A 14371-nucleotide genomic window follows, 5' to 3' on the forward strand; every position below is an offset into this window, starting at 1 on the left:
CCGGCTACACTGGCGCCACGCTAGGCAGTGCGCCGGGCGTCCGTCACAGCAAAGGCATTCCATGACCACGATTTATGACTTTTCCGCCATCGATATCGGTGGCCACGAGCAAAGCCTGGAAGTGTTCCGCGGGCAGGTGCTGCTGATCGTGAATGTGGCTTCGCAATGCGGCTTCACACCGCAGTACGCCGGCCTCGAAACGCTGTATCGGGACCATCGTTCCGATGGCCTGGCGGTGCTGGGTTTTCCGTGCAACCAGTTCGGGCGTCAGGAACCTGGCGATGAATCGACCATACGCGAGTTCTGCAACCGCGAATACGACATCACCTTTCCGATGTTCGCAAAGGTCGATGTCAACGGCCCTCATGCACACCCGCTGTTCCGCTGGCTCAAAGGCGAACGGCCCGGCCTGCTCGGTACCGAAGCCATCAAATGGAACTTCACGAAGTTCCTCGTGGGGCGCGACGGACACGTGATCAGGCGCTACGCTCCTACCGAAAAGCCGTCAGCATTGAAAGACGATATCGCACGCGCCTGCGCGGCGGCCGCCTGACCCTGCGCGTCACGCGTTCGACGCGACCCGGGGCCCCTGCAGCGGGGGCAGACGCCGCCTCACCGTGCTGGCTTTGACGATCGCCGTGTTCGTCTCGGCGAATTCGGTGATGCGATCGAGCATGCCGTCCAGATCCGAGATGGACTTCAGCAGCAACCGCGCGATGAAGCAGTCATCGCCGGTGACCTTGTCGCACTCCACGAATTCGCCGATGCCCGCGATAAGCTTTTCGACCTTGCGCAGCTGTCCGGGCAACGGACGAATCCGTACGATGGCGGTCAAGGTATAGCCCAGGGCCACCGGGTCCACGTCCACGGTATATCCGCGCACGATGCCGACTTCTTCCAGCCTGCGTATGCGGTCGGCCACGCTGGGCGCCGACATGCCGATCTGCCGGGCCAATTCCGCGGTGGTGATGCGCGCGTGCGACGCCAGCATCTGCAGCAGGCGACGATCGACGGCATCCAGGACGCTGTTTTCAGAAATTAGGCTCATGGGAAATTAAACCGATATTTAAAAGGTCACACCCAGAAAAATACCACGCTTCATGCATGTAAAGCTGCTACACCGCCTGGGATAATTTCCACATGGCATCGGAGTGCCGATGCATTTTGCGGGAGTGTAGCGATGAACACATCGAATGAGCGCGGTGGCCTGGCCCAGATGGCCGCCGCCATGGCGATATCGGGTACGGTCGGCATCTTCGTGCTGGAGTCCGGGCAGAGCGCCTGGAATGTGGTGTTCCTGCGCTGTGTGTTCGGCGCCCTCGGGCTGTTGGTCTATTGCCTGGCGCGAGGCATGCTGAAACCCGGCCTCTTCACCCTGGCCACGCTGGGCTGGACGCTGCTGGCGGGCGTGGCCATCGTGCTGAACTGGGTGCTGCTGTTTTCTGCCTACCCGCTGGCATCCATATCGCTGGCCACGGCCGTATACAACTTTCAGCCTTTCTTCCTGATTGCGCTCGGCGCGATATTCCTCGGCGAGCGGCCGACGCTGGGCAAGCTGAGCTGGTCGATACTCGCCTTCGGCGGACTGATCCTGGTGCTGCGCATTGAACCCGCCGAACTGGCCCAGGCGGGCCAGTATCTGTTCGGGCTGAGCCTGGCGCTGGGCGCCGGCGCGCTGTACGCCGTGACCTCTATCATCGTCAAGCGTCTCAGGCATATTGCGCCTCACGTGCTGGCTTTGGTTCAGGTCAGTCTGGGCGCCTTGCTGTTGCTGCCCATGGTCGACTGGGAAGCGCTGCCCACCGCGCCGGCGGAATGGAGCACCCTGGTCGCCATTGGCCTGGTGCATACCAGCCTCACGTATATTCTGCTGTATTCAGCCATCCAGAAGTTGCCCACGACTTCCGTGGCGGCGCTGGCCTTCATTTACCCCGCAATGGCCATCCTGCTCGACTACGTGGTGTATGGCCAGCGCATGGCGTGGTCGCAGATGGCCGGCGTAGGCCTGATTCTGCTGGCTGCGGCCGGGGTCAGCCTGAACTGGCGGCTCTTTGCGCGCAAAGAGGCGCACGGCCCGGGCGCGTGTGCGACCGGATCATAGGCGTCCGAGGCACGCGGCGGTAAATCCACTTGCGCGGCCGGGGCTTGTGCAGCGGCGAGGCGGCGAGCCGCTATCATGGGCTCTTATGTCGCCGCCGTGCCACGGCGGCACTGCGCAAGGAATCTCTCCATGATCGATCTCTATTACTGGACCACACCGAACGGCCACAAGATCACGATGTTTCTCGAGGAAACCGGCCTGCCCTACCGGATCGTGCCCGTCAACATCAGCAAGGGCGACCAGTTCAAACCCGAGTTCCTCGCAATCGCACCCAACAATCGCATTCCCGCCATTGTCGATCACGAACCGGCCGGCGGCGGCGAGCCCGTGTCGCTGTTCGAATCGGGCGCCATTCTGCTGTACCTGGCGGAAAAAACCGGCAAGCTCATCCCATCCGACCTGCGCGGCCGCGCCGATACGCTGCAGTGGCTGTTCTGGCAAATGGGCGGACTGGGTCCCATGGCCGGTCAGAACCATCATTTCTCGGTATATGCGCCTGAACGCATTCCGTATGCCGTCGACCGCTACGTCAACGAAACCAACCGCCTGTACGGAGTGCTGAACAAGCGCCTGGCAGACCGCGAGTTCGTGGCGGGCGCCTACTCCATCGCCGACATCGCGGCCTACCCGTGGATCGTTCCCCACGAACGCCAGGGCCAGGACCTGAACGATTTTCCGCACCTGCAGCGCTGGTTCCATGCCATCCAGGAGCGCCAGGCCACGCAGCGCGCTTATGCCAAGGCCGACGAAATCAACCGGACCCCTTCGGTGCATACGGACGAGTCGCGGCGCATTCTGTTCGGACAGACGGCCCAGCAGGTGCGGTAGATGCAGCCTGCCTCTGCAGCAGCCGGCAGCAGCACGGCGCCTGGCCCCAGCTTGAAATTCCGGCGCGCGCGGCGCGACGATCTCGACGCCATCGTCGCGCTGCTCGCCGATGACATGCTGGGCAGCAACCGGGAAGATCCCACCGTGCCGGCCAGCGCCTGCTACGTGCAGGCGTTCGAGGCGATAGCACACGACGCCAACCAGTTGCTGGCGGTGGCGGAACGCCAGGGCGCGGTGGTCGGTTGCCTGCAGCTCAGCTTCATTCCCGGCCTGTCGCGACGCGGACTGTGGCGGGGGCAGATCGAAAGCGTCCGCGTCGCCGCCGGCGAACGCGGCGCGGGCACGGGTCGCCAACTGTTTGAATGGGCCATCGGCGTTTGCCGCGAACGCGGCTGCGGACTGGTCCAGCTCACTACCGACAAAACGCGCGCCGACGCCCGGCGTTTTTATGAATCCCTTGGATTTGCAGCCACGCATGAAGGCATGAAGCTGGAACTGGCGGGCTGAAACGGAGTCCGATTCCTATGCATGGCGAATACAAAGTACCCGGTGGCAAACTGGTGGTCGTCGACCTCGACGTCGCAGGCGGCAGATTGGCCAATGTGCGCCTGAGCGGCGATTTCTTTCTCGAGCCGCCCGAGGCCCTGGATCGCATCAACCAGGCTTTGTGCGGACTGCCCGCCGACGCCGGCGAAGCCCACATGGCGCAGGCCGTGCAGGCGGCCCTGCCGCGCGACGCCGAACTGTTCGGATTCTCTGCACAGGCCGTCGCCATCACCGTTCAAAGAGCCCTGGCATGAGCACCCGTACGTACTGGAATGATTACTCGTGGCAGCTGATCCACGAAGGCGCTCAGCCGCCCGCGCTGCACATGGCCCTGGACGCCGTCATTACCGACGAGGTCGGCGCCGGCCTGCGACCGCCCACCCTGCGCATCTGGGAATGGTCCGAACCTGCCGTCATCATCGGGCGCTTCCAGTCCCTGAAGAACGAAGTCGATCCCGTAGGCGCGCAACGCCATGGGGTAACCGTGGTGCGGCGCGTCAGCGGCGGTGGCGCCATGTTCGTCGAGCCCGGCAATACCATCACCTATTCGCTGAGCGTGCCGCAGGCCCTGGTGCACGGCCTGAGCTTCCAGCATTCGTACGAATTTCTGGATGGCTGGGTCATACGCGCGCTGCACGATCTGGGCATCAAGGCCTGGTACCAGCCCTTGAACGATATCGCTTCCGAAGGCGGCAAGATCGGCGGCGCGGCGCAGGCACGCCGCGCCGGCGCGGTGCTGCACCACGTGACGATGTCTTACGACATCGACGCCGATAAAATGGTTCAGGTGCTGCGTATCGGCCGCGAGAAGCTGTCGGACAAGGGCACGACCAGCGCCAAGAAGCGCGTCGACCCCTTGCGCAGCCAGACCGGCCTGGCGCGCGAAGTCATCATCGACCGAATGTTGCAGACCTTCCGCAGACTGGCGCCGCTGCAGCCGGTGCAGCTGGCCGAAAGCACCCTGGAGCGCGCGCGTCGGCAAGCCCAGGAAAAGTTCTCAACCCCCGAATGGACAGCCTTGGTACCGTGATGCCACGTCAATCTATCCTGTCTTACCTCCTGCGGCGCGCGTCCGGGTGCGCGGCTGGCGCCGCGCTCGTCGTGCTGGCCGGTTGCGCCAGCTCCCCGGCCGACATCAGCCTGCCGGCTTCCACGCCGCAGCCCAGCACCACCGAAGCCCAGATCGGCGACCTGGTCGTCGAGAAAATCCAGTGGGAAGGCGTCAAGCCCGGCTGTGAAGGCCAATGCCCTCGCATCCAGATCGACAGCGTCGCCTTTCCTGGCATCCCGAAACTTACCGAACTGGTCGACCACATACTGGCCTACATGACCGGCGTCGACCCCGACCGCCCGCGCCCTTACCGCACATTGTCGGAATACACGCAATACTTCTGGCAGACGGCGCAGGCGCGCGACAGCACGGTGTTCAAGGGCAGCGTCAAAGCGGTCACGGGCAATATCGTGGCGCTCGAGCTGCACACCGGCCAATACCTGACGGGGGCGGCCCATGGCATTCCCGCGACGCAGTACCTGAACTGGCAACGCGACCGGGGCCGGGTGCTGGCACTAAACGAAGCACTGCTGCCCGGTGCCCGTCCCGCGTACACCGAAGCGCTCAGAAAGGCCCACACGGCGTGGTTGGCGGGCAACGTCGACGCGCAGCGCGACCCGGCGGCCTATGACCGCATGTGGCCATTCCAGGAAAGCGACAACTTCGCGCTGACGCCCGAAGGCCTGGTGGTGAAGTACGACGCCTATTCCATCGCGCCGTATTCCCATGGCGAGCCCGAGCTGCTCATTCCCTACAGCGAGCTGACCCACGTGCTGCAGCCGCAGTTCCTGCCTGCCCCATGAAACGGAAGGCCGGCGCCCTGAGGCGCCGGCCTTCTGACCGACCCGCCTGTGCAGCTCAGGGGTAGAGGCCGCGCACCTGCCGCGCCTGCAGGATGCGCGTGCAGGCCACGATGAAGGCTGCGGTGCGCAGCGTGACCTTGTGTTCCTTGGCCATCTGGGACACGGCAGAGTAAGCGTCGCGCATCAGCCGCTCGAGCCGGTGGTTGATTTCTTCTTCGCTCCAGAAGAAGCTGGAGAAGTCCTGCACCCACTCGAAGTAGCTGACCGTGACGCCGCCGGCGTTGGCCAGCACGTCCGGCACCACGTATACGCCGTTCGCGCTGAGCAGATCGTCCGCTTCGGGGGTCGTGGGGCCGTTGGCCCCTTCGACCACGATCTTGGCGCGGATCTTGTGGGCATTCGAGGCGTTGATCTGGCCTTCCAGGGCCGCCGGAATGAGGAAATCGGTTTCCAGTTCCCAGAATTGTTCGTTATCCAGCGCTTCTCCCGCGCTGAAACCGCCCACGCCGCCTCGCTGCGATACGTGCGACAGGAGCTTGTGCACGTCCAGACCGGCCGGGTTGTACACCGTGCCGGTATGGTCCTGAACCGCAATGACCTTGGCCCCGGTCTCGTGGAACAGGCGAGCCGCGGTGCCCCCTACGTTGCCGAAACCCTGCACGATGACCTTGGCTTGAGAGACATCGATGTTGCGGTCGCGGGCCGCTTCGCACGCCACCACGAACACCCCGCGGCCGGTCGCCTCGACCCGCCCGAGGCTGCCGCCCAGGGAGATCGGCTTGCCCGTGACCACGCCCGTGGCCGTGGAACCTTCGTTCATGGAATACGTGTCCATCATCCACGCCATGGTCTGCGCGTTGGTGTTCACATCGGGGGCCGGGATATCTTTGGTAGGTCCGATGATCACGCCGATTTCCGAGGTATAGCGGCGCGTCATGCGTTCGATCTCGGCGGGCGACAACTGCCGCGGATCAACCCGTATACCACCCTTGGCGCCGCCGAACGGCAAGTTGACGGCCGCATTCTTGACGGACATCCATGCCGCCAGGGCCATCACTTCCGATAGCGTGACGTCCTGGTGGTAGCGCACCCCACCTTTGCCCGGCCCGCGTGACGTGTTGTGCTGTACCCGGTAGCCCTCGAAGTGCGCGACGCTGCCGTTGTCCAGTTCGATGGGCACGTCGACGATCAGCGCCCGCTTCGGACGTTTCAGCGTTTCAACCCAGCGCGCCAGAGGCCCCAGATAAGGCGTGACGCGATCGACTTGCTGCAGGTAGATTCCCCAGGGGCCCAGGTGGGCGGCATCCAGGTATGACGGCAAAGCGTGGGCGGTGCTTTCGGACATGAGAAAAATCTCCAGGCTAGGACTGAGCACATTGTAGCGAGCAAACCTAATAGCGTCCCCATTAAAAAAGAAAAAAATTAATTAGGGACGCATATAAACCCGCACTGGACCGGCGTGCCCGAGGCGTGCAAGGCACCTTAAGCCCTTCTTGCATTGCCTGCAACAGGCAGGCTGCGCGGGACCATTCCGGGGATTGCCAGACGAGGCGTCGGAAGCCACACGGCCTGCTGCCCTGCACTTCAGCAAGGGCAACGCGCCCGCTGCGGGCGCCGTGTTCCAGGCGCGCAGATGCTTCTCTTGCCGCAGGCCGCGGGTGCGCAGCCCGATGCGTCATGGCGTTTCACTTCAGTGCGTTGCAACACGTCACAGGGGCACGCATAGGCAGGAAGGCCGAAGCCTTGCGCGTGCTCGCGCGGCGCAAAGCGCAGCGCAGACAAGGCCATTACATCATGTTGCCCACTGAGTTAGCGCAGCAATACTCGGCCGATAGAATGGCTCAGCTATTCGCGCCGTCCGGTGCGCTTTTATTTTGCGGGAGGCCTCTCATGTCCATTGGTATGCACGCTCCTACGGTCGTCCTGCGGCACTCCAGCGACGTCCTGACGCTCACTCCCTGGCAAGCGCGCAGCGGACGCTCCGCGGGGCGCCCCGCCGACCGTTCCGGGGCGGAGTCCATGTTGCGCGACTTCTTGAATGATGACAGCAACCGGCTGGCCATCATGCGCCTGTGTCACGCGGTGGAGCCCGGGTACACCGTGCCCCCGGCCCAGACGCCCGCCGACGCTGCCCGCCACATGGCCAGCCTGATTGCCGCCGGGAAAGTCTATGCCGCGCGCCAGGGCGAACCGGCGGCTTTCGCTGACGGGACCTACCCCTTCCGGTTGCGGCAACTCGCCTACCTGGCGCTGGAGAGCGGGCCAGTGGCCGGTTCGTACTTCCTCCAGGGCGACTATGTAGTGCAACAGGGCGCCATTACCGTCTCCGCCATGGGCGCGCATTCGGGCACCGAAGCCGGGTCAGCGCTTTTTTTTGCCGCCGCATGCCTGAAGATCGATGGTCAGCGCGGCGAGGAACATGCGTTGGTGGCCGCACCGGCTGCGCCGCAGCCGGCTGCCGACGGATACACCCGTATCGGCGCCGCCACCTGGCAATTGCCCGAAATACGCCACGGGCAGACCGTGGCGCTGGTCATCAGCGCTGGCTACCAACTGCAGACGCCGGCGGGCATCTTGACCCCCCTGCCCGCCACGACCGAGCGAGAATTTCCGCTGGCCCTGAACTGAGGCCCGGGCCGCCGCTACCAGACTGGCGGCGCCCCTTCAGTATTTGTTCAACCTTACCCCTGACACGCCGGAAAGCGTAGGCGAATCGGATTCGGTCGCTTGGCCAGTCTGGGCCGGTGCCGGCGCGGGCGGTGCCACGACTGTCGCCGCGGTGTTGCCTGACGCTGCCCTCTCCGGCGCATCCGCCGGCTGTCCACCGCGTAGCGACTGACGCCGCTGTTCGGCGGCGGCAACCAGCGTCGTCAGTTCCGCCGCCAGTTTGCCGGCCTTGCCCTGGCGCGCCCAGTCGACCACATTCTGACCCTTGAGATTACGCGTGGTGATGTCGGCCCCCGAGTCCAGCAGCAGTTGCACCATGTCGCGGTTGCCGGACAGGGCCGCCATCATCAGGGGCGTCGTGCCGTCGGGAGAAGGCGCGTTGACCATGGCCTCGTGCTTGAGCAGCAGCCTGGCCGTGTCCACATGGCCCTTCGAAGCCGCATAGTGCAATGGCGTCCATCCCAGGCGGTTGACCTGCGCGCCTCGCGCTATCAGTTCGCTTGCGCGTTGCGTCTGCCCCGCGACTGCCAGGTACATCAGGGCCGTTTCATTGGCGGGATTGACGGCTTCGAGATCGGTTCGCGGATCCGCCGCCAGCAGATCGAACACCTGCCAGGCCCCGTCGACCACGGCCCGCATCAGCGCGGGTTGCCCGTTCTTGTATCGAACATTGGGATCGGCGCCCTGTGCCAGCAGTTTGCGCAAATCCGCGGCATTGTCGTTGTGCACGTAGACCCACCAATTGCGCGGCGGCTCCGCGGCGTGGGCGGGCGCGATGGCTCCACAGGCCAGTGCCACAGCGACGCAGGCACCTGCCAGTGATCGGGCCGGTAAGAATCTACGGGTTCGTTGCGACATGGGCGCCACCTCAATAAAACGACTTTATAAAGAGCTTTAAAAGTGTTACTTCAAGTTCCGTGCAGGAAGAGCGGCTCACGAAGATCGACTTGCGAAGTTACATTAAAGAATTCACTTTAATTAAAATACCTCAAATTATCTGTCTATCTTATTGAAAAGACGAAAGAAATTTTCTGTAGATGCTTCGGCCACTTCCGCGACATGCCGGCCCTGCAGCTCCGCAATCTTCTCGGCGACATGGACCACTTTGGAAGGATCGTTACGCTTGCCGCGGAATGGCACGGGAGCCAGATATGGCGAATCGGTTTCGATCAGCAGGCGGTCCAGGGGCATCTTGCTTGCCACTTCATGAACCAGCGCCGCGTTCTTGAACGTGACGATGCCCGACAGCGAGATATGGAAATTCAGGTCCATCGCGGCCTGTGCCATTTCCCAAGACTCGGTAAAGCAGTGCATCACGCCCCCTACTTCGGAGGCGTTTTCTTCGCGCAGAATACGCAAGGTATCGGCGACCGATTCCCGGGTATGGATGATGAGCGGCAAGTTGGCCTGCCGCGCCACCCGGATATGGCGCCGGAATCGCTCGCGCTGCCAATCCAGCGGCTCGCTCAGTCGGTAGTAGTCCAGGCCGGTTTCGCCTATGGCCACGACCTTGGGATGCTGCGATAACTGCAGCAGCTCGGCTTCGGTGGGATCGGACGCGGCTTCGTAATCCGGATGCACACCCACCGAGGCCCACAGGTTGCGATGGGGCTCGACCAGCTCGATAAGGCCTGGCCAATCAGGCAGATCGACGCTTACCACCAGGGCATGCGTGACCTTGTTCGCCTGCATGCGCAGCAGGATGTCTGGCAGTTCCTGGGCAAGGTCGGGAAAGTTCAGATGGCAATGCGAATCAACGTACATGAAAGACGACTCAAAACGGGTGGGTGCGACGCGCCCCGGCGCGACAACCCCTAGCCCATGCAGGATAGCACCACGCGCTGCAGCGTCGCGTGGGCCATCAGCTTGGCATTGAGGGGGTGGGACGCCAGGCGCCGCTGCTGGGTCAGCCAGCGGGCGCCGTCGGCCAGCCGCACGGCATCGGCGCGTGCGGCCATCTGGGCCACCGGGTGCGCCAGCGAGGGGAAATACCTGACCGGCGCCCGGGCGCCGGCAAGAATCAGGTCGGCATACAGCCGTTGCAAGGCATCGATCCAGTCGGCTGCTGGCGTTTTCTCCAGCCCCTCGGCCAAGGCGCCGATATCAGGCGCGCGGCCTTCCGCCAGAGGTTCCACCAACTGGGCCAGCCATTCGGGACAGGCCTGCCCACCGCTCTGCGAACGACGCAGCGCCGCCAGCGGCGCACCGCCCGAGGCAGCCAGCCAGTCGGATGCCTGCTCTACCCCCTGCTCCTGCAGCCATTGCAGCGACTGCTCAGGGCCGGGTGCCGGCAGCGGCAGCCTGCGGCACCGCGACACCAGAGTGGGCAGCAGGCGATCAGGAGCGTCGGCCACCAGCAGAAACACCGTGTGCGCCGGGGGCTCTTCCAGAACCTTGAGCAAGGCGTTCGCGGATATGACGTTCAGGGCTTGCGCCGGGTACAGCAGCGCCACCCGCCAGCCGCCCCGGTGCGTGGCGGTGTTGAACCAGGATTCCAGGGAGCGAATCTGGTCGATGCGGATTTCTTTTGACGGCGCGCGTTTGGCCGCCGCGCCAGACGCGGGCTCGGAATCTTCCGCGCCTTCGGACGCCTCGGCGCCCTCTTGCACGGCAACCGCTTCGGGGCGGATACGGCGCAGGTCCGGATGGTTGCCGCTGGCAACCCAGGTGCAAGCCGGGCACTGTCCGCAGGCTAGATGTTCCCGCGGCGACTCGCACAGCAGGCTGGCGGCCGCCGCCAGGGCGAATTCCAGCTTGCCTATGCCGGCCATGCCGTGCACCAGCCAGGCATGGGCGAATCGCTCGCGGCCGGCCAGCCATTCGCGGGCAGTATCCTGCTGCCAGGGCAAAAATGCGGCGGCGCTCATGGAGCTTCGGCCAGCGCCCGAAGTTCGGCCTGCAGTTGGGCACGCACCTCTTGCACCGAGCGGCTCGAGTCGACCATCCGTATGCGGTCAGGGCGGGCGGCCGCGCGCGCATGGTAAGCCGCCCGAGTCCGCTGGAAAAAAGCGGCTTCCTCGCGTTCGAAGCGGTCGGGCTGGCGGGCATCGGCCAGGCGGGCGCGGGCTAGTTCCAGCGGCACATCGAACAGCCAGGTGCGATCGGGCTGTACGGCGGGGCGCATCCATTGCTCGAGCACGGCCACGCGATCGGCGCCCAGCTGCCGCCCGCCGCCCTGATAGGCATACGTGGCATCGGTGTAGCGATCGCACACGACCCAATCGCCACGCGCCAGGGCGGGCTCGATCACCTGTGCAAGATGCTCACAGCGCGCCGCGAACATCAGCAGGGTTTCCGTGTCCAGCGACATGGGTTCGTTCAGCACCAGCCCGCGCAATGTTTCCCCTAGCGGCGTGCCGCCTGGCTCACGGGTGGACACCACGGTGTACCCCCAGTCCCGCAAGGTGTCGGCCAGCCATTTCGCGTGTGTGCTCTTGCCGGCGCCATCGACGCCTTCGAGAGTAATGAAGCGTCCACGTGCAGTCATTGGTTACGGCCCAGGATGTAGCGGGCAACGTTGCGATTGTGTTCGGACAGGTTAGCCGAAAACTCGCTGGTTCCGTTGCCGCGCGAAACGAAGTACAGGAACTTGTGCGTTTCGGGCTGCACTGCCGCCAGCAGGGCCGCCCGGCCGGCAGCCGCGATGGGCGTCGGAGGCAGGCCAGCCCGTGTGTAGGTATTCCAGGGATTATCCGCCTGCAGGTCGGCGCGCCGGATGCGCCCTTGATAGCGTTCGCCCATGCCGTAGATCACGGTGGGATCGGTCTGCAGCATCATTCCGATGCGCAATCGATTGATGAACACCCCGGCCACCCGCGTACGCTCGGGGCCGTGGCCGGTCTCTTTTTCGACAATGGAAGCGAGTATCAGTGCTTCATACGGCGTTTTCAGTGGCAGGTCGGGCTGGCGTTCTGCCCACACCTGGGCCAGCACCCGCTGTTGCTGGTCGTACGCCCGTCGCAGCAAGTCGAAATCGGTGGTGCCCGGCGTAAAGACGTACGTGTCCGGAAAGAACAGCCCTTCGGGGGCGGTAAAGGGCGATTCCAGCCGTTTCATCAGCTCGGCGTCGGTCACGTCATCCAGCGTCTGCCTGATGTCAGGGTGCGCCCGCAGCGCCTGGCGGAACTGCGCATGGGTCCAGCCTTCAACGAAAGTGATCTGGCGTTGCACCATGTCGCCACGCGCGAGGCGGTCGAGCAGTGTCCAGGGAGAGTCTCCGGCACGGGCCTCGTAGCCCCCGGCCTTGATGAGCTTGTCGCGCTCGGAGAGGCGCGCCAGCCACGCAAAGCCATCCTGCCAGATGGGGATGCCGGCCTCGGCCATGGCGCGAGCCACGGCACGCGGCGTGCTGCCGGGTGGCACGATGAACTCGACGCGTTCCGCGGGCAGATCGAGAGCGCGGTTGACCCACAGCCACGCCCCTGCGGCCAGCGTGCCGGCCAGCACCGCCAACACCAGGCAGGCGACCAGAAAATAGACAGAGAGCTTTTTCATAAGATTGCGCAGTTTAATGGATGAACGCTCCCCGGGCAGGCCGGCCACCCTGACGCAGGCACGGGATTGCGTCCCGCCTGCGGGCGCCACGGGTATCATCAGGTCTGTGGGGGCGCCCTGCCGGCGCCCCGCCCTTGTTTCCGGTTTACGCCATGCATGATTTCTTCAGTTCGATTCCCGCGCGGGCCGATGGTTCGGCGTTCTGTGTTCCCCTGCCCGAGTACGCCATCATTTCGGCGTCCGGCGACGATGCGCTGTCCTTCCTGCACGGCCAGTTGACCCAGGACGTCACAGGTCTTCCAGATGATGGCTCGAGGCTCGCGGGCTACTGCACCGCGAAGGGGCGCTTACTTGCCACGCTGGTGGTATGGCGGGCGAGCGTAACGGACCATCCGGCGCCGCCGGCCGACGCGCCGCGGCTCTATGGCCTGGTGCGCCGCGACCTGGCTGAAACCCTGGTCAAGCGCCTGTCGATGTTCGTGCTGCGGGCCAAGGCAAAGCTGGCACTGGCGCCGCTGCACGCGGCCGGCGTGTGGTGTGAGCCGGCCCAGTTGCCGGCCCTGCAAGCTGCGGCTGGCGGAAGTCTGCCCGCCACACCCTGGCAACGGGCCGAGTTGCCCTGCGGCACCTGGATTTCGGCGCCATCGGCGGGGACCGCGTTGCGCTGGTGGTGGATCGCCCGCGACGAACAACTGTCGCAGGCCGGCGCCCTGGCGCCCGTCCTGGCGCAGGGCGACGCCGACGCGTGGCGCGGCGCCGACCTGGCCGCGGGCCTGCCCTGGGTGGCCGCAGCCACGCAAGACCTCTTCATCCCGCAGACGCTCAATCTCGATCTGCTGGGAGGCGTCAGTTTCACCAAGGGCTGCTATCCCGGCCAGGAAGTGGTGGCGCGCAGCCATTACCGGGGCACGGTGAAACGCCGGGCCGCCTACGGACGCCTGGACGGCCAGAGCGACGCCCCGCCCCCCGGCACCGACGTCTACGATGCCACGCAGCCCAACGAACCGTGCGGGCGTGTCATCGACGCCTCGCGCGAGGGGGTGCTGTTCGAGATCACCTTGTCCGCGCTGGCGGCCGGCGAATTGCGCGTGGGCAGCCCTGAAGGACCGCACATCGCCGTGGCGCCCCTGCCTTATGCGCTGATCGAAGGCGCAGCCGGCTGAGCCGGTGCGGGCCTAGACGGCCACCCCGAACAATGCCCCGACGCCAGCGGTGGCCAGCATTGCGAGTGCGCCCAGCGCGGTGACTCGCAAGGCCGCGGGGCCAATGGGTGCGCCTCCTGCGTGTGCGGCCAGCGCCCCCAGCAGCGCCAGCCACGCCACCGACGTGACCGTCACCACGGGCAACATCTGGCTGACCGGCGTCACGGCCGCTGCAAGCAGGGGCAGCGCCGCTCCGCTGGCGAACGAGACGGCTGACGCCACCGCAGCCTGCACCGGCCGCGCACGGTTGTGCAGCACGATGCCCAGTTCATCGCGGGCATGCGCATCCAGTGCATCGTGGCGGGTAAGCTGCTCGGCCACCTGATGGGCCAGCTCGGGTGAAACGCCGCGCCCGATGTAGATGTCGGTGAGTTCCTGCAGTTCTTGGGTCGAGTTGCCGGCCAGCGCGCGCTGCTCGAGGCGCAGGTCGGCGGCTTCGGTGTCAGCCTGCGACCGCACCGATACGTACTCGCCGGCAGCCATGGACAGCGCCCCGGCCACCAGGCCCGCCAGGCCCGATGTCAGGATGGCCTCGTGCGAAGCCCCCGCCGCAGCCACCCCGGCGATCAGGCTGGCAGTTGAAACAATGCCATCGTTGGCCCCCAGCACTGCGGCACGCAGCCAGCCCGAGCGAAAGATGCGATGGTGTTCTCGTGCGGGCATGTGTGGCAGCTGCGGG

Annotated in this window: 17 protein-coding genes; 9 read left to right on the plus strand and 8 right to left on the minus strand. The window is 65.2% G+C overall.

Annotated features, from left to right (window positions below; all coding sequences use genetic code 11):
* Window positions 1-61: 61 nt before the first annotated feature.
* A complete protein-coding gene (locus tag ACV17W_RS03225) occupies window positions 62-553 on the plus strand; it encodes a glutathione peroxidase (protein ID WP_462595021.1) in 492 nt (163 codons plus the stop codon).
* A gap of 9 nt (window positions 554-562) precedes the next feature.
* Here ACV17W_RS03225 and ACV17W_RS03230 read toward each other — a convergent pair whose 3' ends face one another.
* Window positions 563-1048: an Lrp/AsnC family transcriptional regulator gene (locus ACV17W_RS03230; RefSeq protein WP_462595022.1), complete on the minus strand. Its 486-nt coding sequence runs from the start codon at window positions 1046-1048 to the stop codon at window positions 563-565.
* A gap of 132 nt (window positions 1049-1180) precedes the next feature.
* Here ACV17W_RS03230 and ACV17W_RS03235 point away from each other — a divergent pair, with 132 nt between their 5' ends.
* The 6 genes from ACV17W_RS03235 to ACV17W_RS03260 all read left to right on the plus strand — a co-directional run bounded on the left by ACV17W_RS03235 (window position 1181) and on the right by ACV17W_RS03260 (window position 5329).
* Window positions 1181-2101 carry a DMT family transporter gene (locus ACV17W_RS03235; RefSeq protein ID WP_462595023.1) on the plus strand — a complete coding sequence of 307 codons (921 nt, stop codon included), beginning with the start codon at window positions 1181-1183 and terminating at the stop codon, window positions 2099-2101.
* Between the two features lie 129 nt (window positions 2102-2230).
* Window positions 2231-2929 carry a glutathione S-transferase N-terminal domain-containing protein gene (locus ACV17W_RS03240; RefSeq protein WP_462595024.1) on the plus strand — a complete coding sequence of 233 codons (699 nt, stop codon included), beginning with the start codon at window positions 2231-2233 and terminating at the stop codon, window positions 2927-2929.
* Window positions 2930-3436 carry an N-acetyltransferase family protein gene (locus ACV17W_RS03245; RefSeq protein ID WP_462595025.1) on the plus strand — a complete coding sequence of 169 codons (507 nt, stop codon included), beginning with the start codon at window positions 2930-2932 and terminating at the stop codon, window positions 3434-3436.
* Window positions 3437-3453: 17 nt separating this feature from the next.
* Entirely contained in the window at window positions 3454-3729 is a 276-nt protein-coding gene (locus tag ACV17W_RS03250; RefSeq protein WP_462595026.1) for a biotin--protein ligase, read from the plus strand.
* Window positions 3726-4505 (plus strand): lipoate--protein ligase family protein, encoded by a 780-nt coding sequence (locus ACV17W_RS03255; RefSeq protein ID WP_462595027.1) that lies wholly within the window; start codon window positions 3726-3728, stop codon window positions 4503-4505. The genes ACV17W_RS03250 and ACV17W_RS03255 overlap by 4 nt, the downstream gene beginning before the upstream one ends.
* Window positions 4505-5329, plus strand: a complete 825-nt coding sequence (locus ACV17W_RS03260) for an RsiV family protein (RefSeq protein ID WP_462595028.1) — start codon at window positions 4505-4507, stop codon at window positions 5327-5329. The genes ACV17W_RS03255 and ACV17W_RS03260 overlap by 1 nt, the downstream gene beginning before the upstream one ends.
* A 55-nt stretch (window positions 5330-5384) precedes the next feature.
* On the opposite strand, the gene ACV17W_RS03265 is transcribed toward ACV17W_RS03260, so the two are convergent.
* On the minus strand, window positions 5385-6674 hold the full coding sequence (locus ACV17W_RS03265) for a Glu/Leu/Phe/Val family dehydrogenase (protein WP_462595029.1): 1290 nt from the start codon (window positions 6672-6674) through the stop codon (window positions 5385-5387).
* Between the two features lie 545 nt (window positions 6675-7219).
* Between ACV17W_RS03265 and ACV17W_RS03270 the strand changes: the two genes are divergently transcribed.
* On the plus strand, window positions 7220-7957 hold the full coding sequence (locus ACV17W_RS03270; protein WP_462595030.1) for a hypothetical protein: 738 nt from the start codon (window positions 7220-7222) through the stop codon (window positions 7955-7957).
* Between the two features lie 36 nt (window positions 7958-7993).
* On the opposite strand, the gene ACV17W_RS03275 is transcribed toward ACV17W_RS03270, so the two are convergent.
* The 5 genes from ACV17W_RS03275 to mltG form a co-directional block, all read right to left on the minus strand.
* Window positions 7994-8854 (minus strand): ankyrin repeat domain-containing protein, encoded by an 861-nt coding sequence (locus ACV17W_RS03275; protein ID WP_462595031.1) that lies wholly within the window; start codon window positions 8852-8854, stop codon window positions 7994-7996.
* 135 nt (window positions 8855-8989) lie between these two features.
* On the minus strand, window positions 8990-9760 hold the full coding sequence (locus ACV17W_RS03280; RefSeq protein ID WP_462595032.1) for a TatD family hydrolase: 771 nt from the start codon (window positions 9758-9760) through the stop codon (window positions 8990-8992).
* A 50-nt stretch (window positions 9761-9810) separates the two neighbouring features.
* A complete protein-coding gene (holB, locus tag ACV17W_RS03285; RefSeq protein ID WP_462595033.1) occupies window positions 9811-10863 on the minus strand; it encodes a DNA polymerase III subunit delta' in 1053 nt (350 codons plus the stop codon).
* Entirely contained in the window at window positions 10860-11483 is a 624-nt protein-coding gene (gene tmk, locus ACV17W_RS03290; RefSeq protein WP_462595034.1) for a dTMP kinase, read from the minus strand. The genes holB and tmk overlap by 4 nt, the downstream gene beginning before the upstream one ends.
* Window positions 11480-12490, minus strand: a complete 1011-nt coding sequence (gene mltG, locus ACV17W_RS03295) for an endolytic transglycosylase MltG (protein ID WP_462595035.1) — start codon at window positions 12488-12490, stop codon at window positions 11480-11482. Before mltG ends, tmk begins: the two co-directional genes overlap by 4 nt.
* Window positions 12491-12642: 152 nt before the next feature.
* Here mltG and ygfZ point away from each other — a divergent pair, with 152 nt between their 5' ends.
* Entirely contained in the window at window positions 12643-13653 is a 1011-nt protein-coding gene (ygfZ, locus tag ACV17W_RS03300; protein ID WP_462595036.1) for a CAF17-like 4Fe-4S cluster assembly/insertion protein YgfZ, read from the plus strand.
* 12 nt (window positions 13654-13665) lie between these two features.
* Here the strand turns inward: ygfZ and ACV17W_RS03305 are convergent, their stop codons facing one another.
* Entirely contained in the window at window positions 13666-14355 is a 690-nt protein-coding gene (locus tag ACV17W_RS03305; RefSeq protein WP_462595037.1) for a VIT1/CCC1 transporter family protein, read from the minus strand.
* Window positions 14356-14371: the final 16 nt, after the last annotated feature.

It is taken from the genome of Bordetella sp. MIP270_01_BMS (assembly GCF_054958705.1).